The sequence below is a fragment of the Blautia wexlerae DSM 19850 genome, assembly GCF_025148125.1.
Lineage (GTDB): Bacteria > Bacillota > Clostridia > Lachnospirales > Lachnospiraceae > Blautia_A > Blautia_A wexlerae.
The window spans coordinates 2,012,280-2,036,472 of the sequence record NZ_CP102267.1; the positions used below are offsets into that span (position 1 = coordinate 2,012,280).

Annotated in this window: 23 protein-coding genes; 20 read left to right on the plus strand and 3 right to left on the minus strand. The window is 41.3% G+C overall.

Going from position 1 to position 24,193, the window contains the following annotated elements; genetic code table 11:
• The first annotated feature begins 9 nt into the window (after positions 1-9).
• From hydE to NQ550_RS09400, 9 genes are all read left to right on the plus strand, one after another.
• Positions 10-1,059, plus strand: coding sequence for a [FeFe] hydrogenase H-cluster radical SAM maturase HydE (gene hydE / locus NQ550_RS09360; protein WP_025577004.1), 1,050 nt, complete (start codon positions 10-12; stop codon positions 1,057-1,059).
• 127 nt (positions 1,060-1,186) lie between these two features.
• Entirely contained in the window at positions 1,187-2,608 is a 1,422-nt protein-coding gene (gene hydG, locus NQ550_RS09365; protein ID WP_025577005.1) for a [FeFe] hydrogenase H-cluster radical SAM maturase HydG, read from the plus strand.
• Between the two features lie 51 nt (positions 2,609-2,659).
• Entirely contained in the window at positions 2,660-3,868 is a 1,209-nt protein-coding gene (gene hydF, locus NQ550_RS09370; RefSeq protein ID WP_044996076.1) for a [FeFe] hydrogenase H-cluster maturation GTPase HydF, read from the plus strand.
• 337 nt (positions 3,869-4,205) lie between these two features.
• Complete coding sequence (locus tag NQ550_RS09375; RefSeq protein WP_008703057.1) at positions 4,206-4,481, plus strand: DUF2325 domain-containing protein; 276 nt, start codon at positions 4,206-4,208, stop codon at positions 4,479-4,481.
• Positions 4,482-4,675: 194 nt separating this feature from the next.
• On the plus strand, positions 4,676-4,885 hold the full coding sequence (locus NQ550_RS09380; protein WP_008703058.1) for a FeoA family protein: 210 nt from the start codon (positions 4,676-4,678) through the stop codon (positions 4,883-4,885).
• A gap of 58 nt (positions 4,886-4,943) precedes the next feature.
• Positions 4,944-5,165, plus strand: coding sequence for a FeoA family protein (locus tag NQ550_RS09385; protein ID WP_025577007.1), 222 nt, complete (start codon positions 4,944-4,946; stop codon positions 5,163-5,165).
• Positions 5,166-5,331: 166 nt separating this feature from the next.
• Positions 5,332-7,491, plus strand: coding sequence for a ferrous iron transport protein B (gene feoB, locus NQ550_RS09390; protein WP_025577008.1), 2,160 nt, complete (start codon positions 5,332-5,334; stop codon positions 7,489-7,491).
• Between the two features lie 213 nt (positions 7,492-7,704).
• Positions 7,705-7,836 carry a FeoB-associated Cys-rich membrane protein gene (locus NQ550_RS09395; protein WP_025577009.1) on the plus strand — a complete coding sequence of 44 codons (132 nt, stop codon included), beginning with the start codon at positions 7,705-7,707 and terminating at the stop codon, positions 7,834-7,836.
• A gap of 149 nt (positions 7,837-7,985) precedes the next feature.
• Positions 7,986-8,396, plus strand: coding sequence for a transcriptional repressor (locus NQ550_RS09400; protein WP_008703065.1), 411 nt, complete (start codon positions 7,986-7,988; stop codon positions 8,394-8,396).
• Positions 8,397-8,410: 14 nt separating this feature from the next.
• Here the strand turns inward: NQ550_RS09400 and NQ550_RS09405 are convergent, their stop codons facing one another.
• On the minus strand, positions 8,411-8,536 hold the full coding sequence (locus tag NQ550_RS09405; RefSeq protein ID WP_259839965.1) for a hypothetical protein: 126 nt from the start codon (positions 8,534-8,536) through the stop codon (positions 8,411-8,413).
• Positions 8,537-8,742: 206 nt separating this feature from the next.
• On the opposite strand from NQ550_RS09405, the gene NQ550_RS09410 reads away from it, so the two are divergent.
• Positions 8,743-9,078 (plus strand): DUF6110 family protein, encoded by a 336-nt coding sequence (locus NQ550_RS09410; protein WP_008703066.1) that lies wholly within the window; start codon positions 8,743-8,745, stop codon positions 9,076-9,078.
• The gene (locus tag NQ550_RS09415; protein WP_025577010.1) at positions 9,078-11,174 is read left to right on the plus strand and encodes a heavy metal translocating P-type ATPase; all 2,097 of its coding nucleotides are present in this window, start codon (positions 9,078-9,080) and stop codon (positions 11,172-11,174) included. The genes NQ550_RS09410 and NQ550_RS09415 overlap by 1 nt, the downstream gene beginning before the upstream one ends.
• Before the next feature lie 236 nt (positions 11,175-11,410).
• Here NQ550_RS09415 and NQ550_RS09420 read toward each other — a convergent pair whose 3' ends face one another.
• On the minus strand, positions 11,411-11,803 hold the full coding sequence (locus tag NQ550_RS09420; protein ID WP_025577011.1) for a metal-dependent transcriptional regulator: 393 nt from the start codon (positions 11,801-11,803) through the stop codon (positions 11,411-11,413).
• A 322-nt stretch (positions 11,804-12,125) separates the two neighbouring features.
• Between NQ550_RS09420 and NQ550_RS09425 the strand changes: the two genes are divergently transcribed.
• The 3 genes from NQ550_RS09425 to NQ550_RS09435 all read left to right on the plus strand — a co-directional run bounded on the left by NQ550_RS09425 (position 12,126) and on the right by NQ550_RS09435 (position 14,745).
• Positions 12,126-12,344 (plus strand): cation transporter, encoded by a 219-nt coding sequence (locus NQ550_RS09425; RefSeq protein ID WP_025577012.1) that lies wholly within the window; start codon positions 12,126-12,128, stop codon positions 12,342-12,344.
• 113 nt (positions 12,345-12,457) lie between these two features.
• Positions 12,458-14,323, plus strand: a complete 1,866-nt coding sequence (locus tag NQ550_RS09430; RefSeq protein WP_025577013.1) for a heavy metal translocating P-type ATPase — start codon at positions 12,458-12,460, stop codon at positions 14,321-14,323.
• Between the two features lie 59 nt (positions 14,324-14,382).
• Positions 14,383-14,745, plus strand: a complete 363-nt coding sequence (locus tag NQ550_RS09435) for an ArsR/SmtB family transcription factor (protein WP_008703071.1) — start codon at positions 14,383-14,385, stop codon at positions 14,743-14,745.
• A gap of 55 nt (positions 14,746-14,800) precedes the next feature.
• Here the strand turns inward: NQ550_RS09435 and NQ550_RS09440 are convergent, their stop codons facing one another.
• Complete coding sequence (locus tag NQ550_RS09440) at positions 14,801-15,283, minus strand: Gx transporter family protein (RefSeq protein WP_025577014.1); 483 nt, start codon at positions 15,281-15,283, stop codon at positions 14,801-14,803.
• A gap of 381 nt (positions 15,284-15,664) precedes the next feature.
• Between NQ550_RS09440 and NQ550_RS09445 the strand changes: the two genes are divergently transcribed.
• The 6 genes from NQ550_RS09445 (at position 15,665) to NQ550_RS09470 (ending at position 24,165) form a co-directional block, all read left to right on the plus strand.
• A complete protein-coding gene (locus NQ550_RS09445) occupies positions 15,665-17,641 on the plus strand; it encodes an Ig-like domain-containing protein (RefSeq protein WP_025577015.1) in 1,977 nt (658 codons plus the stop codon).
• Between the two features lie 213 nt (positions 17,642-17,854).
• Positions 17,855-18,451, plus strand: a complete 597-nt coding sequence (locus NQ550_RS09450) for an FMN-binding protein (RefSeq protein WP_025577016.1) — start codon at positions 17,855-17,857, stop codon at positions 18,449-18,451.
• Positions 18,448-19,224: a 4Fe-4S binding protein gene (locus NQ550_RS09455; protein WP_025577017.1), complete on the plus strand. Its 777-nt coding sequence runs from the start codon at positions 18,448-18,450 to the stop codon at positions 19,222-19,224. The genes NQ550_RS09450 and NQ550_RS09455 overlap by 4 nt, the downstream gene beginning before the upstream one ends.
• 131 nt (positions 19,225-19,355) lie before the next feature.
• Positions 19,356-20,390: an FAD:protein FMN transferase gene (locus tag NQ550_RS09460; protein ID WP_025577018.1), complete on the plus strand. Its 1,035-nt coding sequence runs from the start codon at positions 19,356-19,358 to the stop codon at positions 20,388-20,390.
• 250 nt (positions 20,391-20,640) lie between these two features.
• On the plus strand, positions 20,641-22,530 hold the full coding sequence (locus NQ550_RS09465) for a penicillin-binding Tp47 domain C-containing protein (RefSeq protein ID WP_025577019.1): 1,890 nt from the start codon (positions 20,641-20,643) through the stop codon (positions 22,528-22,530).
• A gap of 132 nt (positions 22,531-22,662) precedes the next feature.
• Complete coding sequence (locus NQ550_RS09470; protein ID WP_025577020.1) at positions 22,663-24,165, plus strand: FMN-binding protein; 1,503 nt, start codon at positions 22,663-22,665, stop codon at positions 24,163-24,165.
• The last annotated feature ends 28 nt before the right edge of the window (positions 24,166-24,193 follow it).

Here is a 24,193-nt window from a genome sequence, read left to right on the forward strand (position 1 = left end):
TGAAAATATATGGCATCAGCAGAGTTGCAGATACCTGAACACATTCAGGAGACACAGAATATTACCAGAGAAGAACTGGAAATGATTTTACATACACAGAATCCACTGGTAACGGAAGAACTACGAAGAAGAGCACAACAGACCGCAAAAGCAATTTATGAAAATAAAATTTATGTCCGCGGTCTGATCGAATTTACAAATTACTGCAAGAACAATTGTTATTATTGTGGTATACGCTGTTCAAATACGGATGCAGACAGATACCGGCTTTCTTTGGAACAGATTCTGTCCTGCTGTGAAACAGGATGGAATCTTGGTTTTCGGACTTTTGTTCTGCAGGGCGGAGAAGATCCGCATTTCACAGATGAACATATTTGTCAGATTGTCCGCACGATTAAAGAAATATACCCTGACTGTGCAGTGACTCTTTCTATCGGAGAAAAGAGTGAAGAAAGCTATCAGGCGTATTTTGATGCAGGTGCTGACAGATATCTCTTGCGTCATGAGACAGCAGATGAAGAACATTACAGAAAACTTCACCCGGAACAGATGTCCCTGGTTTTCAGAAAAAACTGTCTGAAAACCCTGAAGAAAATAGGATATCAAACCGGATGTGGATTCATGGTAGGATCTCCGGGACAAACTGCAGATACACTTTACAGCGATCTTTTATTTATTAAGGAATTAAAGCCTGAAATGATAGGAATCGGACCGTTTATTCCTCACAAAGACACCCCGTTTGCTAAAGAATCACCCGGAACGCTGGAGCAGACTCTGCGATTATTGTCAATTATCCGCCTGATCCACCCACATGCGCTTCTTCCGGCAACAACAGCCCTTGGAACCATAGATCCCAAGGGCAGAGAGAAGGGAATTTTGGCAGGGGCCAATGTAGTAATGCCAAACTTATCACCGGTCAATGTCCGGGATAAGTATACCCTTTATGATAATAAGATCTGTACAGGTGATGAAGCTGCTGAATGCAAAGCCTGTATGGCAGCACGTATGAAGAGCATTGGTTATGAAGTAGTGACAGACAGAGGCGATTATAAAGCATGACTGCAGTTCACTCCTGAATAACTTAAGCACCCGCAATAAGCGGAACATAAAACTGAATATAGAAAAAAAACTAATCGGAAAGCGGCAGATAAGGAAGCCCCTGACCGAAAAGAAAGGAAACAAATCTATGTATAATCCAAAATCATTAAAAGCAGAGGAATTTATTTCCGACGAAGAGATCAGAGAAACCCTTGCATATGCAGATGCAAACAAAGAAAATATGGAGCTGATCGACCAGATCCTTGCGAAGGCAAAAGAATGTAAAGGACTTACCCACAGAGAAGCTTCTGTCCTTCTTGCCTGTCCCATTCCTGAGAAGCTTCAGGAGATGTATGATCTGGCAGCGGAGATCAAGAAAGAATTCTACGGAAACAGAATCGTTCTGTTTGCCCCTCTGTATCTTTCCAACTATTGCGTAAACGGCTGTGTGTACTGTCCGTATCATAAGAAAAATCAGCATATTGCCCGCAAAAAACTTACTCAGGAAGAAATTGTAAAAGAAGTAACTGCTCTTCAGGATATGGGACATAAACGTCTTGCTATTGAAGCCGGAGAGGATCCGATTAATAATCCCATTGAGTACATTCTGGAATGCATCCAGACAATCTACAGCATTAAACATAAGAACGGTGCCATCCGACGTGTCAATGTAAATATTGCGGCCACAACTGTGGAAAATTACAGGAAATTAAAAGATGCAGGAATCGGTACCTACATTCTTTTTCAGGAGACTTATCATAAAGAAAGTTACGAAACACTTCATCCAACAGGTCCGAAACATAATTATGCCTATCATACAGAAGCAATGGACCGCGCAATGGAAGGCGGCATTGATGATGTAGGACTGGGTGTATTATTTGGTCTTGAACTTTACAGGTATGAGTTTGCCGGGCTTCTGATGCATGCGGAACATCTTGAGGCAGTTCATGGAGTAGGTCCTCATACTATCAGTGTGCCTCGTATCAAACATGCGGATGATATTGATCCTTCTGCTTTTGATAACAGTATCAGTGATGAAATTTTTGCCAAAATCTGTGCACTGATCCGGATTGCTGTGCCATATACGGGAATGATCATTTCCACAAGAGAAAGTAAAGCAGTTCGTGAAAAAGTACTTCCTCTGGGAGTTTCTCAGATCAGCGGTGCCTCCAGGACAAGCGTTGGCGGGTATGACGTTCCTGAAACAGAAGATGAAGTGACATCTGCACAATTTGACGTCAGTGACCAGAGATCTCTGGATGAAATCGTAAACTGGCTGATGGGTATGGGAGATATCCCGAGCTTCTGTACTGCCTGTTACAGAGCAGGAAGAACAGGTGACCGTTTTATGTCTTTGTGCAAAAGTAAACAGATTTCCAACTGCTGCCATCCCAATGCGCTGATGACATTGATGGAATATCTCCAGGATTATGCAAGCCCTGAGACGAAAAAAGTCGGACTGGAGCTGGTTCAAAAAGAACTGGAAAATATCCCGGGCGAAAAGATAAGGAAACTCACAGAGGAACATCTTGCAGATATTGTAAACGGACAGAGAGATTTCCGATTCTGACATTCTCTGCACTTTTAACGATCAATACAACACCTGAAAGAAGGGATTAATATGGCAGTGACATTGAACGAAACACCTTCCGGAAACCGTCTGCATATAGGAATCTTTGGCAAAACCAACAGTGGAAAATCCTCATTTATCAATACTTTTTCCGGACAGAAAGTATCGATTGTTGCGGATGTTGCCGGAACTACCACAGATCCTGTATATAAACCAATGGAAATCTATCCTCTTGGTCCCTGTATCCTCATCGATACGGCAGGATTTGATGATGAAGGAGAACTGGGTGCATTACGAATAGAAAAAACCAGTCTGGCTGCACAGAAAACTGAACTGGCGATCATCCTTTTCTGTGAGGATGAAATGGTACAGGAATTAAAATGGTATAACTATTTTAAGAAACGGCAGACACCGGTAATTCCGGTGCTTGGTAAAGCTGATCTATATACACAGGAACAAAAAGAATATCTGATTCAGATGATTCAGAAAAATACAGGAGAAACGGTCTGTCCTGTCAGTTCTGAAACGGGAGAGGGAATCCGGAAATTAAAAGAACTTCTGGCAGAAAAAATCCCGGAAGGCTACGGTAACAGAATGATCACCGGGAATCTGGTTTCCAAAGATGATCTGGTACTCCTTGTAATGCCACAGGATATCCAGGCACCAAAGGGACGGCTGATCCTGCCCCAGGTACAGACTCTACGAGAACTGCTGGATAAAAGATGTCTCATAATGAGTGTAACTACTGACCGGTATCCGGCTGCATTGCAGACTCTTTCCAGACCACCGAAGCTGATCATCACAGATTCTCAGGTGTTCCCATACATCTATGAGAACAAACCAAAAGAGAGCATGCTTACTTCCTTTTCTGTACTGTTTGCGGCATACAAGGGAGATCTTTCTTACTACATAGAGGGAGCAAAAGCAATTGACAGTCTGAAAGAAACTTCTCATGTACTGATTGCCGAATGCTGCACACATGCACCTCTGAAAGAAGATATTGGCAGAGTGAAAATTCCCCGGATGCTGAAAAAACGATTTGGAGAAAACCTGCAGGTAGAGCTGGTAAGCGGAACCGATTTTCCGGATGACCTTACCGGATATGATCTGATCATCCAGTGCGGAGCATGTATGTTTAACCGGAAATATGTGATGTACCGCATCGACAGGGCAAAGAAGCAACAGGTACCTGTGACCAATTACGGGATAACCATTGCACATCTTACCGGAATACTGGATCATGTGGCATTGCCGGAATGATGATTCCAATCCCGAAAAATAACAGATATTAACAAATACATAAAGACTGCTGTACAGTTAGATTACTGTATGGCAGTTTTATTATATTACAGGAAATTAATCCTGCTAATCCTGCAAGCAGGATTCTTTTTTATAAATAATTGCTTCACAATTTGGATGAATTTCGCAAAATTTTCATGAAGATATTGACAAGCAACCTATGTTAGTTTATACTAACTTACAGTTAGAGAAAGTTAACCATACCCAAAGTATTATCAATGCCCGATTATCAGGCAAGGGATAAATACTTTCCAATCCCCACATTAATATATCTAAAAGAACAAAAGGAGGATAATACATGAGTATTGTAATCGTAGGCGGACATGACAGAATGGTAGGGCAGTACAAAAAAATCTGTAAATCTTATAAATGTAAATGCAAAGTCTTCACACAGATGGAAGCCGACTTCGGAAAAAAGATAGGATGTCCGGATCTTCTGGTACTTTTTACAAATACCGTATCCCACAAGATGGTAAAATGCGCACTGGACGAGGTTGGCGCTTCTACAGATATTGTGCGCTGCCATACCAGCAGTGGAAATGCACTCAACGGTATTCTCGAAGCACGTTGCTGATAAATACTTTTCTTGTATATATTGCATAATATAGTGATAAATTAATGAAAAAAAATATTAATGTTTTAAACTGAAAAACTTTATCATTAAAAATTTCAATAAAGTTATTGACATCTAACCAAAATTAGAATACACTAACCACATGATAAAGATAATGTTTATCATTAATTAAATGCAAAGGAAGGGATGAAGAAATGCCGTTATCAATGGTAAATGCAGGTGAACCTTTTACAATCAAAAGGATCGGAGGCAAAGAAGAAGTGAAGAGACATCTTGAGGAGCTCGGCTTCGTAGTAGGAGGAGTTGTCACAGTTGTTTCTGAGATTAACGGAAGCCTGATCGTAAATGTTAAAGAATCCAGGGTTGCCATTGGAAAAGATATGGCAAGTAAGATTATGGTCTGAACCATAATTCTTCCTGTGAGAAAAGCATTAAAATTCTAGGGAAAGAAGGGAAATAGGCTTGAAGACATTAAAGGAAGTACGTGTTGGAGAGACAGTCCGGGTTCAGAAACTTACCGGTGAAGGTCCGGTAAAGAGAAGAATCATGGACATGGGAATCACTAAAGGCGTGGATATTTATGTAAGAAAAGTTGCACCTCTGGGAGATCCTGTTGAAGTAACTGTAAGAGGATATGAATTATCCTTACGTAAAGCAGATGCCGAAATGATTGTCGTAGAATAATTTTCTTGACATCGTGTTAGGTCTTTCTAACAATTAGCGTTATCTAATAGTTAACAAAAACTAAGTATTAGTGATGACTAATAACTGTTGAGAATGATATCGACAGCAGAAAGATTGGGTAAAGTGATCAAAATGAGAAAGATCAAGAAATCAGAGGAGAGAGATTATGTCAGTAAAAATTGCACTCGCAGGTAATCCGAACTGCGGTAAAACGACATTGTTCAATGCACTGACCGGATCAAATCAGTTTGTAGGTAACTGGCCAGGTGTAACTGTCGAGAAAAAAGAGGGTAAGCTGAAAGGACACAAAGATGTTATTCTCACTGACTTACCTGGTATTTATTCTTTATCACCATATACACTTGAAGAGGTAGTTGCAAGAAATTACATTCTTCAGGAAAAACCGGATGCGATCATCAATATCGTTGATGGTACCAATATTGAACGTAACCTGTATCTTACAACACAGATTCTGGAACTTGGGATTCCGGTCATCATGGCAGTCAACATGATGGATATCGTTGAGAAAAACGGCGATACAATACATATTGATAAACTGAAAAAGAAACTTGGCTGTGAAGTTGTTACTATTTCCGCGCTGAAAGGAACTGGAATCACAGAAGCTGCAAACAAGGCAGTTTCCATTGCCCAGAGCCACCGGAAAGTAACACCTGTCCATGAATTCTGCGATAAAGCAGAAGAGATCATCGGAGCAGTTGAGAATAAACTGACCGGTGTGGTACCGGAAGAACAGAAGAGATTCTTCGCAATCAAGCTTCTTGAAAGAGATGACAAGATCATTGAGCAGATGAATACATCCGTAAATGTATCTGCCGAGATCAAAGAAATGGAAAATGAGTTTGACGACGATACAGAAAGTATTATCACAAATGAGAGATATGTTTATATTTCTTCTATCATTGGTCAGTGTGTGACTAAGGCAAGAAAAGATAAGCTTTCCACATCTGATAAGATCGACCGTATTGTTACCAACAGATGGCTGGCACTGCCAATCTTTGCAGTTGTAATGTTTATCGTATATTATGTATCTGTAACTACAGTTGGTGCTTTCGTAACTGACTGGACAAACGATGTTCTGTTTGGTGAGATCATTCCTCCGGCAATTGAATCAGGGCTGAATGCGATTGGCTGTGCAGCATGGTTACAGGGACTGATCCTTGACGGTATTGTAGCCGGTGTGGGAGCTGTTCTCGGTTTCGTACCTCAGATGCTTGTACTGTTTGCATTCCTTGCATTCCTTGAGTCCTGTGGTTACATGGCTCGTGTAGCATTCATCATGGACAGAATTTTCCGTAAATTCGGTCTTTCAGGTAAATCCTTCATTCCAATGCTTATCGGCAGTGGATGCGGTGTTCCAGGTGTTATGGCTTCCCGTACGATCGAGAATGACCGTGACAGAAAGATGACAATCATGACAACTACATTCGTTCCCTGCGGAGCTAAACTTCCGATCATTGCCATGATCGCAGGTGCATTCTTCGGAAACAGCGGATGGGTTGCAACAAGTTGTTACTTTGTCGGTATCGTAGCAATTATCTGCTCCGGTATCATCTTAAAGAAAACAAAAATGTTTGCCGGTGATCCGGCTCCGTTCGTTATGGAGCTTCCTGCATACCACTGGCCAACAGTCAGCAATATCTTAAGAAGTATGTGGGAAAGAGGCTGGTCCTTCATTAAGAAAGCCGGAACAATCATCCTTCTTTCAACAATCATTCTGTGGTTCTTAATGAGCTTCGGATGGGAAGGCGGAAGCTTCGGTATGGTTGAAGAACTTAACGAGAGTATCCTTTCTAAGATCGGTACAGCAATCGCATGGATCTTTGCACCTCTCGGTTGGACAAAAGCCGGCGAAGGATGGAAGATGGCAGTTGCAGCTGTTACAGGTCTGATTGCAAAAGAGAATGTAGTAGCTACATTTGGTATGCTTTATGGATTCGCAGAAGTTGCAGAAGACGGTGCTGAGATCTGGGGTAACCTGGCAGCAGCTATGACACCGATCGCAGCTTACGGCTTCCTGGTATTCAACCTTCTTTGTGCTCCTTGCTTCGCAGCTATGGGTGCGATCAAGAGAGAGATGAACAATACAAAATGGTTTTTATTTGCAATCGGATATCAGTGTGGACTTGCATATCTTGTGTCTCTGTGTATCTATCAGATCGGTACACTGGTTACAGGCGGCGGTTTCGGTATCTGGACAGTGGTTGCATTCGCAATTATCATCGGATTTTTATATCTGCTGTTCAGACCTTATAAGGAAAGCGGCAGCCTTAATGTAAAGGTAAAGGGTATGGCAAAAGCCAGATAAAACAGTAATAAGATCAGAGCCTGCGTCCCATCTGGTGGTGCGGGTTCTGATAAACAGAATTGCAACTGTTTCATACCTTTTTCATCGCGGAGCGTGTTACTGAGAACGAAGTGAACAGTAACGTATCTTCACAGTTAGTGGACTGCTGATTATCAGATTGCAGTATAGTGATTATATGTGTATGATAATGATATAAAGCAGGAGGTGTCATTTATGGGAACATTGATTGTAGGAGCAATTTTGATTTTAATTGTCGGACTGATCATAAGAGGAATCGTCAGAGACAAAAAAAGCGGCAAGTCATCATGTGGCGGAGACTGCAGCCACTGCAAAGGGTGCCATTGAGAATCAGGCATATTACTGAAACCTGATGCCAAACAGCAGCCATATGTCAGGAAACAGAAATTAACAAGCGGAAGGATGATGTGATTTTGGGAGCAGCAGCATTACAGAGACAGGAAAATTGTAAAGAGCCCAATTACCAGAGAACCCGAATGCAGAAAGATGTTGTAATCCAGGAATTAAAGAAGCGAGGATGCAGGATTACCAAACAGAGAAGAATGCTGTTGGAAGTCATTCTTGAAAATGAGTGTTCCTGCTGTAAAGAAATCTATTACAATGCATCCCGCCTGGATCCGGGCATCGGATCAGCTACGGTTTACCGTATGGTAAATCTTTTGGAAGAAATTGGTGCGATCAGCAGAAGAAATATGTATAAAATCGTGAGAAATCCGGATTGTAAAGATGAAAGTGTATGCACCATTGAGCTGGATGACAATACAGTCCAGAAATTATCAAAAGACAGTTTTAACAATGTAGTTCTGACAGGACTGAAGGCCTGTGGATACATTGACAAACAGGAAATTGAGCGGATGTTCGTAAATTCCTGTGATTTTAAACATTGAAAACAAGTAAAAATTTAAATAGAGAACGAACTGATGACCGCCGGGAAATGCTGAAGAGTATAATTTCCGGTGGCTTTCTTATATTTCTTCAGTTTTTTACTCTCTTTTGGCAATACGGTTTCCGGTAACTTTCTTAACATGTCTGAAATGAGAATATTTCTCAACAAGAAGAAAAAAGTAGAAATCCAGAAATTTTGGTTGTATAATACATGGAATATAAATAAGCTGATGTCGCAATAATGCGTTTGCCCATCATATTTATCTGAAAACAGTTCATAACTGTTCAGCACCGAAAGGGTGCTGAGTGGTTACAATAAATTAAAAATCACAACAGGAGGATACATCAATGATCAAATTTGACGGTAAAAAAACAGGAATCTTTGCAGCAGGAGTAGCTTTCGGTACAGCAGGTATCAAGATTCTTACAAGTAAAGATGCAAAGAAATTATACACAAACTGCACAGCAGCCGTTTTACGTGCAAAGGCATGTGTAATGAAAACAGCTTCCGCAATTCAGGAGAATGCTGAGGATATTTATGCAGAAGCACAGCAGATCAACGAAGACAGAGCAGCAGCTGAGGAAGTGGTAGAAGATACAGCTGACGAAGCAGCAGAAGAAACAGAAGAGACAACAGATTTCAAAGAAGAGACAGAAGAAACAGAAGAAGGCAGCGAGGAATAATGAAATTTGCTATTAAGCATGAAATAAAAGGACGAATTCGTATCCACCTTGCGCAGAAACACATGACCTACAGACAGGCGGATATTCTGCAGTGTTATCTGGAGAAAGAGGCAAATATCAGCAAGGCATCGGTTTATGTAAGAACTCAGGATGTCGCTGTTGTCTATACCGGCAGCAGAGATGGGCTGATTCGTTTACTGAGCAGATTTTCCTATGAAACTGCTCAGGTATCTGAATCAGCACTTGAGAATTCCGGACGTGAATTAAACGAAACCTATAAAGAAAAACTGATCAACTCTGTGGTAATGCGTACATTAAATAAAATGTTTCTGCCATACCCGGTACGTGTAGCGATCACTACAGTGAAATCAGTGAAATACATTTATCATGGTGTACGTACTTTGATGAAGGGAAAACTGGAGGTACCTGTTCTGGATGCAGCAGCAATCGGTGTATCTATGCTCCGCGGTGACTTCAATACTGCAGGTTCCACCATGTTCCTGCTTGGAATCGGTGAGATCCTTGAGGAATGGACACATAAGAAATCCGTCAATGACCTTGCAAGAAGCATGTCTATCAATGCAGAGAAAGTATGGTTTGTAAATGAAGACGGACAGGAGGTTCTTATATCTGCTTCTTCTGTTAAAGCAGGTGATCTGATACGCGTACATATGGGTAATGTGATTCCGTTTGACGGAGATGTTGCAGCAGGAGAAGCAATGGTCAACCAGACTTCTCTGACAGGTGAATCTGCGCCTGTACGTAAAGCAGAAGGCAGCTTTGCCTATGCAGGAACTGTTCTGGAAGAGGGCGAACTCACTGTTAAGGTTAAAGAAGCAGCAGGTTCCAGCCGCTATGAGAAGATTGTCAACATGATCGAGGATTCTGAGAAGCTGAAATCCTCTGTGGAAAGTAATGCAGAACATCTTGCAGACAGACTTGTGCCATACACTCTTGCAGGTACAGGGATAACTTATCTGCTTACTAGAAACATGACGAAAACCCTTGCGGTACTTATGGTAGATTTCTCCTGCGCACTGAAGCTTGCCATGCCTGTTTCCGTATTATCCGCTATACGTGAGGCAAGTACTCACAGTATTACTGTAAAGGGCGGTAAATATATGGAAGCAATGGCTGATGCCACGACTATTGTATTTGACAAGACGGGTACACTTACAAAAGCAAAGCCTGTAGTTTCAGATGTGGTATCTTTCAGTGAAGAGCTGAGTTCAGATGAGCTTCTGCGTATTGCAGCATGTATGGAGGAACATTTCCCTCATTCCATGGCAAGAGCAGTTGTCAATGCAGCCAAAGAGAAACATCTTGTTCATGAGGAAATGCATTCAAAAGTAGAATATATCGTAGCTCATGGTATTTCTACAACTATTGAAGGCAAAAAGGCAGTGATCGGAAGCTGGCATTTCGTAATGGAAGATGAAAAGTGTGTAATTCCGGAAGGAATGGAAGACAGATTTGAACACCTGCCATTAGAATGTTCTCACCTGTATCTTGCAATCGAAGGAAAACTTGCAGCAGTTATCTGTGTAGAGGATCCGCTTCGTGAAGAGGCTGCAGATGCAGTACGTGAATTAAAAGAAGCCGGCATTACAAAAGTCGTAATGATGACCGGTGACAGTGAACGTACAGCAGCAGCTATTGCGAAACGTGTAGGAGTAGATGAATATTACTCCGAAGTCCTGCCCGAAGATAAGGCATCTTTTGTAGAGAAAGAAAAAGAACTGGGGCATAAAGTTATTATGATCGGTGATGGGATCAATGATTCACTGGCACTTTCTTCTGCAAGTGTGGGAATTGCTATCAGTGATGGCGCAGCTATTGCACGTGAGATCGCAGATGTTACAATTTCTGCAGATAATCTCCATGAGATTGTTACGTTAAAGAGACTGAGCACAGCGCTGATGAAGCGTATCCATAATAATTACAGAACTATTATCGGTATAAACGGCGGTCTGATCGCACTTGGAGTTACAGGTATCATTATGCCTACAACATCCGCACTGCTTCATAACATGTCAACACTGACTATCAGTTTAAGAAGTATGAGAAATCTTCTTCCAAAAGAAGAGGAAGCATAAAGATAACCATAAAAAACCATATCCGGGATTTCATGATAAAGCAACAGATGCTTAGTCTCTGAAAATCCGGGATATGGTTTTTATTATGTTTTTATTTATAGCAATCCTCTAAAATAATGCATCTTAATCCAGCCCATCAGAGTGTGAAATCCTGCGTCAGATATCTTTGCCGTGCGTCAGCACACCTGCAGATATCTTCCTTGTCTTTCGCACGCTGCTGAACTGTCTTAAATGCATTATTTACGAGGATTGCTATAATTTTCATGCGTGCCTGCAATAGACTTCTTAATGGCAGAAAAACTCTCTGCGCTGATCGCATGCTCCATCTTACAGGCATCCTCGGCTGCAACCTTCGGGTCAACTCCGATAGAAGTCAGCCATCCGGTCAGAAAGGTATGTCTTTCATAAATCTTATCTGCAATTTCCTGCCCGGTTTCCGTCAGATTGATAAATCCATTTTCATCAATCGTAATGTAATTACTGGCTTTCAAATTCTTCATTGCAACACTGACACTCGGTTTTGAAAAAGACAGTTCATGCGCAATGTCGATAGAGCGGACATTACCGTTTCTTTTTTTGATCATAAGGATCGCTTCGAGATAATCTTCTCCTGATTCATGTATCGCCATATTGATACCCTCCTTTTTTCTTTCCGATATTGCTGTTGTGAACTGCTGTACGCAAACAGTACAGACAGTTATGTTCTGTCAAAGAGTATCCTATTTCTTTTTATGATTTTGATACCTGCCAGATAATAATATCCTGTTTTTTAAAACATTAAAGCAACACGTTAAACTATAATAACATGGATTATAACATAACTTTTGATTTCCGTAAAGAAATCTCCTCAAAACTATTGACAGAAGAGAAAATAATGCTATAATAAAATCAAACAAATGAACAAGTGCTCATATGTTGATATAAAAGAGATGAGCGGAAAGGGAAAATATTATGAAGAAAACTTATAAAATCGATGTAGACTGTGCAAACTGTGCTAATAAAATGGAGGAAGCTGCCAAGAATACAGCCGGTGTTAAAGATGCAACAGTTAACTTCATGATGCTGAAGATGATCGTTGAATTCGAAGACGGACAGGATTCAAAAGCAGTTATGAAAGACGTATTAAAGAACTGCAAGAAGGTAGAAGACGACTGTGAGATCTATCTTTAATTCTGAGTTATCCGGAGAATGGACTGTTGCATAAAACGTATCCCGGCACTGAGCTTTTCGCCGGAAAGTTTTTTGCAGCAGTCCTGCTTTTATAAGAAGAGAGAGGTATTGATATGAACAAGAAGCAAAAGAAAATGCTGATCAGAATTATCATAGCAGCAGTGCTGATCGTGGTCTTTTCCTTACTGCCGGCAGAGGGATACCTGAGAGTTGTTCTTTTTATGATCCCATATCTGGTCATCGGCTATGATATCCTGAAGAAAGCATTTAAGGGTATTTTAAATAAACAGGTGTTTGACGAGAACTTTCTGATGGCTGTAGCCACAGTAGGTGCAATTCTCCTTGGCGACTATTCCGAGGGTGTTGCAGTTATGCTTTTCTACCAGATTGGAGAACTTTTCCAGAGCTATGCAGTGGGAAAGAGCAGACGAAACATCAGTGAACTGATGGATATCCGTCCTGATTATGCGAACATAGAGAAAGACGGAACACTGGAACAGGTTGATCCTGATGAAGTTGAGATCGGAACCATTATTGTTGTTCAGCCGGGTGAAAAAGTACCGATCGATGGAGTGATCACCGAGGGAACTTCTACATTAAATACAAGTGCACTGACAGGTGAGAGTCTTCCGCGTGATGCAAAAGCAGGCGATGAAGTGATCAGTGGCTGTATCAATATGACAGGTCTGCTGAAGATCCGTACAACTAAGGAATTCGGTGAATCTACAGTATCCAAGATTCTTGAACTGGTAGAGAATTCCAGCTCCAGAAAGTCAAAATCTGAAAACTTTATTTCCAAATTTGCGAAATACTATACACCTGCAGTATGTTACGGAGCCCTTGCTCTTGCATTTATCCCGCCGATCGTACTTCTTATTATGGGAAAACCTGCCATGTGGGGAGACTGGATCTACAGAGCCCTTACCTTCCTTGTAATCAGCTGTCCATGTGCGCTGGTCATCAGCATCCCGTTAAGTTTCTTCGCAGGAATCGGTGGAGCCAGCAATCAGGGCATTCTGGTCAAGGGTTCCAACTATCTGGAAACACTGGCTCAGACAAAATATGTTGTATTTGACAAAACAGGTACTGTGACTCAGGGTGTCTTCGAAGTAAGTGGTATTCATCACAATGAAATGCCTGATGAGAAATTGTTAGAATATGCAGCACTTGCCGAGTGTTCTTCCTCCCATCCGATCAGCAAGAGCCTGCAGAAAGCATACGGAAAACCAATCGACAGAAATCGTGTTACTGATATTGAAGAAATCAGTGGTAATGGTGTGATTGCCAAAGTTGACGGCATATCTGTAGCTGCCGGTAATACCAAATTAATGAACAGACTTGGCATTGCTTATCAGGATTGCCATCATGTAGGAACTGTTGTGCATATGGCCATTGACGGCAAATATGCAGGACATATCCTGATATCCGATATCATCAAACCTCATGCAAAAGAGGCAATCGCTGAACTGAAGAAAGCCGGAATCAGCAAGACCGTTATGCTGACAGGCGACTCAAAACGTGTTGCAGATCAGGTTGCCGGGGAACTGGGAATTCAGGAAGTATACAGCGAACTTTTACCTGCTGACAAAGTTTCCAGGGTAGAAGAACTTCTTAATCAGAAGTCTGAAAAGGCTAAACTTGCGTTTGTAGGTGACGGTATCAATGATGCCCCTGTATTATCCAGAGCCGATATTGGTATTGCGATGGGAGCGCTTGGTTCAGATGCAGCAATCGAAGCAGCTGATATCGTTCTGATGGATGATGATCCTCTGAAGATTTCCAAAGCGATCAAAATTGCACGTAAATGTATCCGTATTGTATATGAAAATATTTATTTTGCAATCGGCATTAAAATTCTCTGCCTGATCCTTGGAGCTTTAGGTATTGCAAACATGTGGGTGGCCATTTTTGCAGATGTAGGTGTTATGATCCTGGCAGTATTAAACGCGGTCCGTACATTATTTGTAAAGAATTTATAAGAAACAGGCAAATCAGCAGAAACCTTTTGTGATAAGCCGGAAAGGTAACAGGTAAGAAAATGGAAGTATGCAAAGAAGAATTATGTGAGAGTAATGAAATACATGAAGATCTGCTTAAAATTGTAGATGAAACCCTGCCGGAAGAAACAGAGCTTTATGATCTGGCCGAATTATTCAAGGTTTTCGGAGACTCTACCAGAATACGCATTTTGTTTGTTTTGTTTGAGGCAGAGGTATGCGTCTGCGATCTCGCTAAAGCATTGAATATGACTCAGTCTGCGATTTCTCATCAGCTTCGTATTCTGAAACAGAATAAACTGGTAAAGAGCCGCAGAGAGGGAAAATCTATTTTCTATTCTCTGGCAGATGATCATGTCCGCACGATCATCAACCAGGGACGGGAACATATAGAAGAAGATTGAAAAAAGCATCAGTTATCTGAAAGATTATAAATTCAGATAACTGATGCTTTTAAAGTTATAGATGAACTCTTTTCAAAATCTCGTTAGTAAGTCCGCCGATTACCACCCCGGCAGCAACACCTGCCACCAGAAGTGCCGGTGCGTATACAAACACACTTGCATTTTGTACGATCAGCATGGCAATGATCAACTGACCGATATTATGGGAAACACCTCCTGCAACGCTGACACCGATCAGACTGAAGGAGGTGTTTTTCAGCATAAGTGTCATAACTGTCATACTAAGCGCGGCGCCTGCCAGACTGTACAGGATACTGAACAGATTTCCGAACATAAATCCGATCACCAGAATGCGGACAACAGAAACCAGGGCAGCCTCCCTAAATGAATATTTCTTCAAAATAAAAAGTACTCCCAGATTGGCAAGTCCAAGTTTAATCCCCGGAATCCCCGCAAAAACCGGAATCAGTGATTCCACATATCCCAGAATGATCGCCACAGCTGAAAAAAGCCCAAGGCAGGCTGTTTTTTGCTTCATAAATCTATTTTCTCCTCTCAAAAAATCCAAAATTGAATTATCAGAATTCTTCAGACATTTTAACACAGAAAAAATATTCCCGCAACCACAAGTTAGATGTAACTAATACTGATTTTTACTGAAAGCATTTATTGAGAAAAAATGACGAATATCCCCGGTAAAAAAGTGTGGATTTTTTCAGACAGACATGTTACTATTTCATAAGTTAGCAGTGACTAATTCACATGATTACTGCTGACAGCCTACCTATAGCAATCCTATATGAATATCTTTGGCAGAAGTCACTCCCTTTTGGTAAAAGTAAAATCCCTTTGGTTAATAAGTTGATTAACCCTCTGGTAAGAGTGATTCCGCAAAAAAATTTTAGAAGAGGAGAAAACCATGACAAACAAAAAACTTATGAAAAAAATAGCACCTGTTGTAATGAGTGCCGCAGTTGCTATGACCAGCATGCCATATGCAGTTCTGGCATCTGATTTCACAGACAGTGAGGTACTTACAGACAGCACAGATTTCTCTGTTTCCGAAGAGTTTGCCGCCGAGGATGCGCAGGAAGAATTTACCACCGAAGATGTCCAGGATGCTTTTGCTGCAGAAGCACAGCAGGGCGAAGCTTATGTGCTTATGAATATTCCATACGATGATTTCTACAAGGCAGAACTGAAAAATAATGATGTAAAAGTTGATGCTTTCACATCTGCAACTCTTAATAAATCAAGAACAGCAGGTATGATGAACGGAAATTCCGCTTATCACGTAGACCCCAATGGAACCGATGTAACAGGTGTTACTTTCCCTGTAAAGGTCAGTGATCTTTCCCTTCTGAAAGACCAGAAGCAGGTAACAGATTCTGACTCTGTAACGATCACAGTGACAAACAGAGGACAGACAAGCAGCAACACCTATACAGGAAAAGATTCCCTGATTGAAAATGCCTCTTACTCTTATTATATTTTAAGTGAAACACCGTCTTATTACAAAGAACTTACTGTAAATGCAGATGGCAGCTATTCTTTCTCAGCAATGAAAGGTGCTCAGACACAGACCGTTGCAATTGATGCTATATTAAAAACAGAGACAACTTACGGGGACTATGAGCTGGATCTGAATAATGAGACTTTTTCATCACTGATCGATACGACTACAGATAAGATTTATGGTGTAACCGTAAATACTACAGACGGAACCAACTATGGCCTGCGTCATCTGGAGAATATCTGGCGTGGAAGTATGCTTGCCTGGGGTACAGGATATACAACAGAAGTTCACGGATGCCCTGTTTCTTCTGCGCATTATAAATCAATCATGGGAAAAACAATTGACAGCGTTACTTATTACACAGATAAAGGCATGATCACTTTTGATGTTCCGGATGTAAAGGTGCAGACAACTACAGGAATCAAGGCAACAGTGACAGATATTATGAATACAGACTCATCTGCAGCAGTTACCTTTGACCAGGCTCTGCCGGCAGACTTCAAGGCACAGTATACTGTAGACAAAACAGTGGTTTCCTGCACAGACGGAAAACTTGCAGTTGGAGCTCTTGCATTGGGAACACATAAGGTTGAAATTGCAGATGCCAGCGGAAAATATGCAGCCATTGTAACTGAATTTACAGTAAATACAGACAAAATGCCGGCTTCTTATGACAGTAACGAGACAAAACTGGTTGCAGCAAAAGGCATTACAGCAGAAGAGTTCTCTGCATACATTAAGAGCATCAGCAAAGTAAAAGTTGATGATACAGAATATGCCGCAACCGGAAGAGGAAGCAAGGTCATTGTAAAAGAAGATGGAACTCTTGATCTCACAGATCTTCAGGTAACAGATGCAACTGTATTTGAAATAACTGCTGTAGGATATAAGAATAATCTTACTTTTACTTACAAAGAAGCAGAAAATACATTTGAATTAAATACTTCTTCCAAGACTCTTTATACAAAAGGCAGCACAAAAACTACTCTCAAAGTTACAACAAACCTTACAGATAAAATCACATGGAAATCCAGCAATACAAAAGTGGCTTCTGTAAACAGCAAAGGTGTTGTAACTGCTAAGGCAAAAGGAACAGCAGTGATCACAGCATCCTGCGGAGAATACCAAGTAACCTGCAAGATAACAGTTAAAAATCCATCCCTGAAACTTAGCAAATCTTCAGCAACTGTAAAAGTTGGAAAAACAACAAACATTTCTGCAAAGGCAACTCCATCAGGAAAGGTTACTTACAAGTCAAGCAACAGCAAGATTGCAACAGTAAGCTCCAAAGGCGTTGTAAAAGGAAAGAAAAAAGGTACTGCCAAAATCACAGTAACCTGCAATGGTGTTAAGAAGGTATTTACAGTAAAAGTAAAATAAACGATAACAGGTAAATAATTCGCACAATAAATGACCTCGGATTTTGCTCCGGGGTCATCTTAATGAGAAAAAAACAACATTAGCAGAATCTGTTATATATAGATTTTTATATACTAAAATGATACACTTTTAAAGTTAGTTATGATTAAGTTTTGCTTCATCCAAAAACAGATATCATATCCGGCAAAATAAAAAAATAAAGGAGGAGACAACGTGAATAATCAAAACTTTTATCTGCGTCTGATCGCACTTTTGCTGATCATCATGGCGGTATTTTTCTATAACGGAACAGTAAAAGATAAAGAACAGGCTCAGGATATTGCAGACCTGACTGCAAAAACAGAGAGCCTGGAGAAACAGCAGGACCAGATACTTACAGCATTAAAGGAAACTTATGAGGAACAGAAAACAGCAGCAGAAAGTAATGCTTCTTCTGATGTATCTTCAGAAGCTGATAATAAATCTGAAAAGGATTCCACAGAGGATAAAGAAAATACAGAGCAGGCAGATTCTGAAGAATCTGATGATTCTGACAATGTATATAAAAATGGCACCTTCGAAGGTTCCGGAACCGGATACGGTGGAACCATCACAGTCCAGGTAACACTGGAAGACGATACTATTACAGCAGTCAGTGTAGTCAGTGCGCCGGGTGAGGACAGTGCTTATCTGTCACAGGGCGAGAATGTCATAAACAGCATCATCAGCGAGCAGAGCACAGATGTTGACACCATTTCCGGAGCAACTTTCAGTTCTACGGGTATCTTAGAAGCAGTAAATGATGCATTATCAAAGGCGGAAAACGCATGAAAAAGAAACAACGAAAGGTACGGCTGATCCGTGCAGCCATACAGCTTATATTTTTTATAGCAGCGCCCTCCCTTTTTTCTACGGCATTTGCAGGAATCAAATCCATCTTTCTTGCAATCGGAGGACAGCAGAGTGTAACTTGGAACTCTTTTCTGGATATCACGGCATTACTGTTGATCATTACCATTCTGTTCGGACGCCATTTCTGCGGTTATGCCTGTGCGTTTGGCTCGTTGGGAGATGCTCTGTATGAGCTTACCGCGTTTATCCGCGCGAAATGCTTTGGAAAAAAGAAAAAACATGGATATCCTGAAGAATGGGTGCACAGATTACAGAAAGTAAAATATGTGATTCTTGCATTTCTGCTTCTTTCCTGCATAACAGGATTCTATTCCAAATTACAGGGAATGAGTTCATGGGATGTATTCTCCATGCTTACAACAGGCAGACTGCCGAAATCTACCTACATTGTGGGAACAGTTCTGCTGATCCTGATCATGGCCGGAATGTGTACACAGGAGCGTTTCTTTTGCCAGTTTCTCTGTCCCATGGGAGCAGTATTTGCAATCATGCCGATCATCCCGGGAGCACTTTTCAAACGAAATCGTCCAAACTGTGCATCAAAGTGTACTCTCTGTAAGAAGAGATGTCCGGCACATCTGGATATTGACGGCGATACTGCACATTCAGGGGAATGCATCTGCTGTCACGCCTGCACTGCAGTCTGCCCAAGGAAAAATATTCATACAGGCACTGTTATTGATAAAAAATAGTAACTGCTAACTTATTGAGAAAATTTGATTAGTAAGAACTAACTATATTGGTAGACATACTATCCATACAGTGATATAGTCTATAGAGTTAGTTGGAAACAACAATAAGAGGATAAGGAATCAGAAAATATATGACAAACAGACACTCTTTTGTACTGGGACTTTTTATTACAGCCTCCCTTTTATGCACATCCCGGACTGTATGGGGAAACTCTGAAATAAACACATACACCAAAACAGATTTTGCTATGGACACTGTAGTATCAGAGACTCTTTACACAACAGGTGAAGATATCACAGCAGACGTAATTTCTGCATTAAAAGATGTAGAAGAGAACTGGATCTCCTGGACAAAAGAAAGTTCTCAGATATACCAGATCAATCAAAATGCCGGGAATACAACAACGGTATCTGATGAAACTGCCACCTGTTTAAAACAGGTACTGGATTTGTCGAAAGCTTCTGGCGGAGCCATGGATCCTACTATGGGAAGAGTGATCCGCCTGTGGGACATTGACGGAGAGGACCCGCACATTCCTTCAGATGATGAATTAAATTCCATGCTTGAAAATGTAGGATATGACAAGGTGACTCTGGATGGAAATAAAGTTACCATGCCGGAGGGAGTAACTCTTGATCTGGGGGCTGCAGGTAAGGGAATTGGCTGTGATGCAGCAAAGAAAGTTCTTGATGCAGATAAAAATGTATCAGGCATGATCCTGAATCTGGGCGGCAGCAGTGTTATGAGCTATGGAAGCAAACCCGACGGCTCTGCCTGGCAGGTAGCTGTCACTGATCCGCGGGATACAGAAGGTGATTACCTGGGAGTAGTTACTCTGAATGGTACTGAATTTTTATCTACTTCCGGAGATTACGAAAAATACTTTATAGAAGATGGTGTTCGATATCATCATATACTGGATCCTGCTACAGGATATCCTGCAAGAAGCGGTCTCACATCTGTGACGGTTGTGTGTGATGACGGCCTGAACGCAGACGGACTTTCCACTGCATGCTTTGTACTGGGAAAAGAAAAGGCAGAAGAACTTTTGAAGAAATACAATGCAGACGGTCTGTTCGTAGATGATTCTGATCATGTCTGGATGACGGAAGGCATGAAAGAAAGATTTCAATTACTGAAAGATACTTATTCCATCGGTGAATAGGTTTATCTTATATAAAGATCTCTGAACTGTCAAAAATTTCAGTTTTCCGGACAGTTTGGAAATATATTTATTGTTACTGTTCACTCCGTTCACAGTAACATAGCCAAAATTCATTCCAGATTGCCTGCGGCAATGGAATTTTGGCTTGTATGTCTCGGGATTTTGGCATATTCATGCCAAAACACCTCGCGGGATAGTGGTGTGTGAACAGTAACTATTTATTAACTCATATTCAGGAGGATTTAAAGGTATGCGCAAGGGAAATTTAATCAAAATGGCAGCTCCTGCAATTTTAAGTGCAGCAATGATGGTTTCAGGATTACCGGTTATGGCTGCGGATTTTACATCTGATACTGCTGTGGAGATTGAGGCACAGACAGATGAGTTTGATGCAGCAGATGACACCGCTGATGCTTTTGCAGGCGATGAGGAAACACCTTTTGTTGACGATCAGGCAGCAGCAGAAGATGAATTCGCTGCAACAGCAGAAACAGGCTACAAATATGTCTATGCAGGTCTGACATGGGCACAGTACTGGGCATCTGAGGGAGTTTATAATGCTGCAAACACAGCTTCCAATGGAACAAAAGACAGCCATGATGAACTTGACAAAGGCGGTTTCGACACAGTAACCAGAGCTACTGTAAACCATGGCCTGCACAGAGGAAGCTACCAGTGTGAAGCAATCATGTATGACAAAAACGGCGGTTCTTATGAGATTTCCTACTGGACCTCAGCTAATGATGCAGTTCTTACAGACGGAACAACTGTAAAGCTGAATCAGCCTGAAAGAGGACAGATTACAAAAGCTGATGGAAGTGTTGTAGAATTCGACCATTATAACGTAGTAGGCCTGAAATATATACCTGTCGCAGTAAAAGCAGAAGATTATGAAGCCTTCAAATCCCAGTTCAAGGTTGTGGAAGACGGAAGCACAGTTGCCGGAGGATTTGGAGAAAACAATTTGCAGTCCTATAGTGCAGTTGCGGATGTTACCGCTGAAACAAACGGCTTAAAAGAAGCTGTAAAAGGTTCCGATGGAACATTCACATTCAAGGCCAGAACAAACGGTACAGGTTCCGGACTTAAAGATCAGGCACTCCAGACAGCATCCAATGTTACCGCAACAGTAAAAGAAGCAAGTGGAAGTTACGGCGAATTCTTAAGAGTAGATATTACAGGTGACGGATATGGAGCTCTTGGTGCTAAAATGTATGCTGTAAAATGGGATTACTACGGAAATGGTGATAAAGTTCTGGCATCTTACGGAACAAAATTTGCAGCAGATAATTGGATGCACAAGGCAATGGGAATCCAGCTTGGTCTGACAGATTCCTACCGCTGCCAGCTTCCAAAAGGAACAGATGGAACCGGCAAATGGAAAATCGCCGTATATGCAATGGGATATGCAGATACTGTATTTGAAGTTAATGCAACAGATGCAAACATCGTAAAACCGGAAGCAGGAGAAGCAGATACAACAGTATTAAAAGCAGCAGTAGAAAAAGCAGAAGCCTTAAAAGAAGCAGATTACACAGCAGATTCCTGGAAGGCAATGCAGTTAGAGCTTCAGGAAGCAAAGGATCTTCTTGCAAAAGAAAAGCCAACTCAGGCAGAGGTTGATGAAGCTACAACTCATCTGAACGCAGCAGTAGAGGCTCTTGTTAAAGCAGATACGAAGGTAACAGTAACTCTCAACAAGAAAACAGCCACTGTTTACAAAGGAAAAACAACTACACTGAAGGCAACTGTAACAGGAGCAGATGCACCAAAAGTTACATTTACTTCCAGCAACCCAAAAGTTGCAGCCGTAAACAAAACAACCGGTAAGGTTACTGCAAAGGCAAAAGGTACCGCAGTCATCACAGCTAAATGCGGAGATGTAAAGGTAACCTGCAAAGTAACAGTTAAAAATCCAACTCTTACACTGAGCAAAACATCTGTATCTGTAAAAGTCGGCAAAACAACTAAGATTACAGCAAAAGCAGCTCCATCAGGAAAAGTTACATACAAATCCGGCAACAAGAAAATTGCTACAGTATCATCCAATGGTACAATTAAGGGTATTAAAAAGGGTACTGCCAAAATCACAGTAACATGCAATGGTGTAACCAAAACAGTTAAAGTAACTGTAAAATAATCTGAGCTGAGAAAAGAAATCCTGTATCCCACCAGAAAGGGCAGGATTTCTTTTCAACTGTAAAACTTTATACAGTTATTACGGTAATCACCAGAATATGATTTTCTGAAACTATTGAAGAAGGAGGAATTTATGGACAAAAATAATGAGCAGAAAAATAATAAGACTCCGGAAATGAAACCCAAACAGGACAGTTTCCGTCCATGGTTAAAGCTTATTCCTGCGGCAGCAGTTTTTGCAGCAGTCTGTGTAACCTGTTATCAGGCAGATAAAAGTCCTGTGGAGACTACATCAGTTTCCGATAATAATGTTATGTCTACTGATGAGATTAAAGAATTGATTTCACAAGGAACTGCAGGTAAGGATTTTGATTCAGAAGACTCTTCTGAAACCAATGGAACCTCAATTTCAAAAACATCAAAAAAGACAAAAAAAACAAGTAAGATTAAAACAGGAACAAAGAAAAATTCATCTACAGGTTCCTCTGCAAATGGAGGTACAGCAGGGGGTGGTGCAGGAAGCACAGTCACACCAACTACAGAAGTTCCTGCCGGTGGATATGCAGACGGTACCTATACAGGCTCCGGAACCGGTTTCGGAGGAACGATCACTGTTCAGGTAACTGTCACTGACCATAAAATTGCAGCTATCAATATTGTAGATGCATCAAATGAAACAGCCTCTTATTTTGCAAATGCACAGGGTGTGATCAGCAAAATTCTTGCAAGCCAGTCTCCTAACGTAGATGCAGTCAGTGGTGCCACTTATTCTTCAAACGGAATTATTACTGCGGTTCAGAATGCATTGTCACAGGCAATTCCATCAGGAAATCAGGCAGTTGTTACGCCAACTCCCACTCCATCACCGAAACCGACAAAGAAACCTTCTCCAATACCGAAGCCGGGAGACGAACAGATTTACAAAGACGGAACCTATACAGGAACCGGTAAAGGATACAGTGGGACAATTACGTTGACAGCTAAGATAAAAAAAGGTATGATCAAGTCTCTGGAAGCAGAGCATACAGATACGCCTATGTTCTTTAAGAAAGCATGGGATATCCTGGAAAATGAGATCATTCAGAATCAGTCTGTCGATGGCATTGATACTGTCAGTGGTGCGACCTACTCTTCAAAGGGTATCATAAACGCAATGAAAGATATTCTGAAACAGGCAGAAAAAGGCACCACAAAAGTGACACCAACTCCAACACCAGAAGTAACAGTTACGCCAACTCCTGAAGCAACCCCAACCCCGACACCGGAAGAAACTCCGACTCCAGAAGTTACTCCAACACCAGAGGAAACACCAGCTCCCACACCAACACCGGAAGAGACTCCGGAGCCTACGCCGGAACCTACAGGACCATATATTGACGGAACTTATACAGGCTCAAGCTACGGATACAGTGGAAGAGTAAATGTGACCGTAACGATTCAGGGCGGTCAGATTGCATCTATTGAACAGAGTAACAGTGATTCACCTGAGTACTTTGATTATGCATGGGAAACTATTTATCCTCAGATTATGGGAAATCAGTCAGCAGACGGAATTGATGCTGCAAGCGGTGCCACTTATTCCTCAGAAGGAATCCTTGGAGCAATTCAGAAAGCACTTGCCCAGGCATTGGCATAAAATTATTGTAAGAGAAAAAATCATATGC

Bases quoted from the DNA above. Each gene is read 5' to 3' on its own strand.
- hydE (WP_025577004.1), top strand. From the start codon at position 10: ATGGCATCAGCAGAGTTGCAGATACCTGAACACATTCAGGAGACACAG.
- hydG (WP_025577005.1), top strand. From the start codon at position 1,187: ATGTATAATCCAAAATCATTAAAAGCAGAGGAATTTATTTCCGACGAA.
- hydF (WP_044996076.1), top strand. From the start codon at position 2,660: ATGGCAGTGACATTGAACGAAACACCTTCCGGAAACCGTCTGCATATA.
- NQ550_RS09375 (WP_008703057.1), top strand. From the start codon at position 4,206: ATGAGTATTGTAATCGTAGGCGGACATGACAGAATGGTAGGGCAGTAC.
- NQ550_RS09380 (WP_008703058.1), top strand. From the start codon at position 4,676: ATGCCGTTATCAATGGTAAATGCAGGTGAACCTTTTACAATCAAAAGG.
- feoB (WP_025577008.1), top strand. From the start codon at position 5,332: ATGTCAGTAAAAATTGCACTCGCAGGTAATCCGAACTGCGGTAAAACG.
- NQ550_RS09395 (WP_025577009.1), top strand. From the start codon at position 7,705: ATGGGAACATTGATTGTAGGAGCAATTTTGATTTTAATTGTCGGACTG.
- NQ550_RS09400 (WP_008703065.1), top strand. From the start codon at position 7,986: ATGCAGAAAGATGTTGTAATCCAGGAATTAAAGAAGCGAGGATGCAGG.
- NQ550_RS09405 (WP_259839965.1), bottom strand. From the start codon at position 8,536: ATGTTAAGAAAGTTACCGGAAACCGTATTGCCAAAAGAGAGTAAAAAA.
- NQ550_RS09410 (WP_008703066.1), top strand. From the start codon at position 8,743: ATGATCAAATTTGACGGTAAAAAAACAGGAATCTTTGCAGCAGGAGTA.
- NQ550_RS09415 (WP_025577010.1), top strand. From the start codon at position 9,078: ATGAAATTTGCTATTAAGCATGAAATAAAAGGACGAATTCGTATCCAC.
- NQ550_RS09420 (WP_025577011.1), bottom strand. From the start codon at position 11,803: ATGGCGATACATGAATCAGGAGAAGATTATCTCGAAGCGATCCTTATG.
- NQ550_RS09425 (WP_025577012.1), top strand. From the start codon at position 12,126: ATGAAGAAAACTTATAAAATCGATGTAGACTGTGCAAACTGTGCTAAT.
- NQ550_RS09430 (WP_025577013.1), top strand. From the start codon at position 12,458: ATGAACAAGAAGCAAAAGAAAATGCTGATCAGAATTATCATAGCAGCA.
- NQ550_RS09435 (WP_008703071.1), top strand. From the start codon at position 14,383: ATGGAAGTATGCAAAGAAGAATTATGTGAGAGTAATGAAATACATGAA.
- NQ550_RS09440 (WP_025577014.1), bottom strand. From the start codon at position 15,283: ATGAAGCAAAAAACAGCCTGCCTTGGGCTTTTTTCAGCTGTGGCGATC.
- NQ550_RS09445 (WP_025577015.1), top strand. From the start codon at position 15,665: ATGACAAACAAAAAACTTATGAAAAAAATAGCACCTGTTGTAATGAGT.
- NQ550_RS09455 (WP_025577017.1), top strand. From the start codon at position 18,448: ATGAAAAAGAAACAACGAAAGGTACGGCTGATCCGTGCAGCCATACAG.
- NQ550_RS09460 (WP_025577018.1), top strand. From the start codon at position 19,356: ATGACAAACAGACACTCTTTTGTACTGGGACTTTTTATTACAGCCTCC.
- NQ550_RS09465 (WP_025577019.1), top strand. From the start codon at position 20,641: ATGCGCAAGGGAAATTTAATCAAAATGGCAGCTCCTGCAATTTTAAGT.
- NQ550_RS09470 (WP_025577020.1), top strand. From the start codon at position 22,663: ATGGACAAAAATAATGAGCAGAAAAATAATAAGACTCCGGAAATGAAA.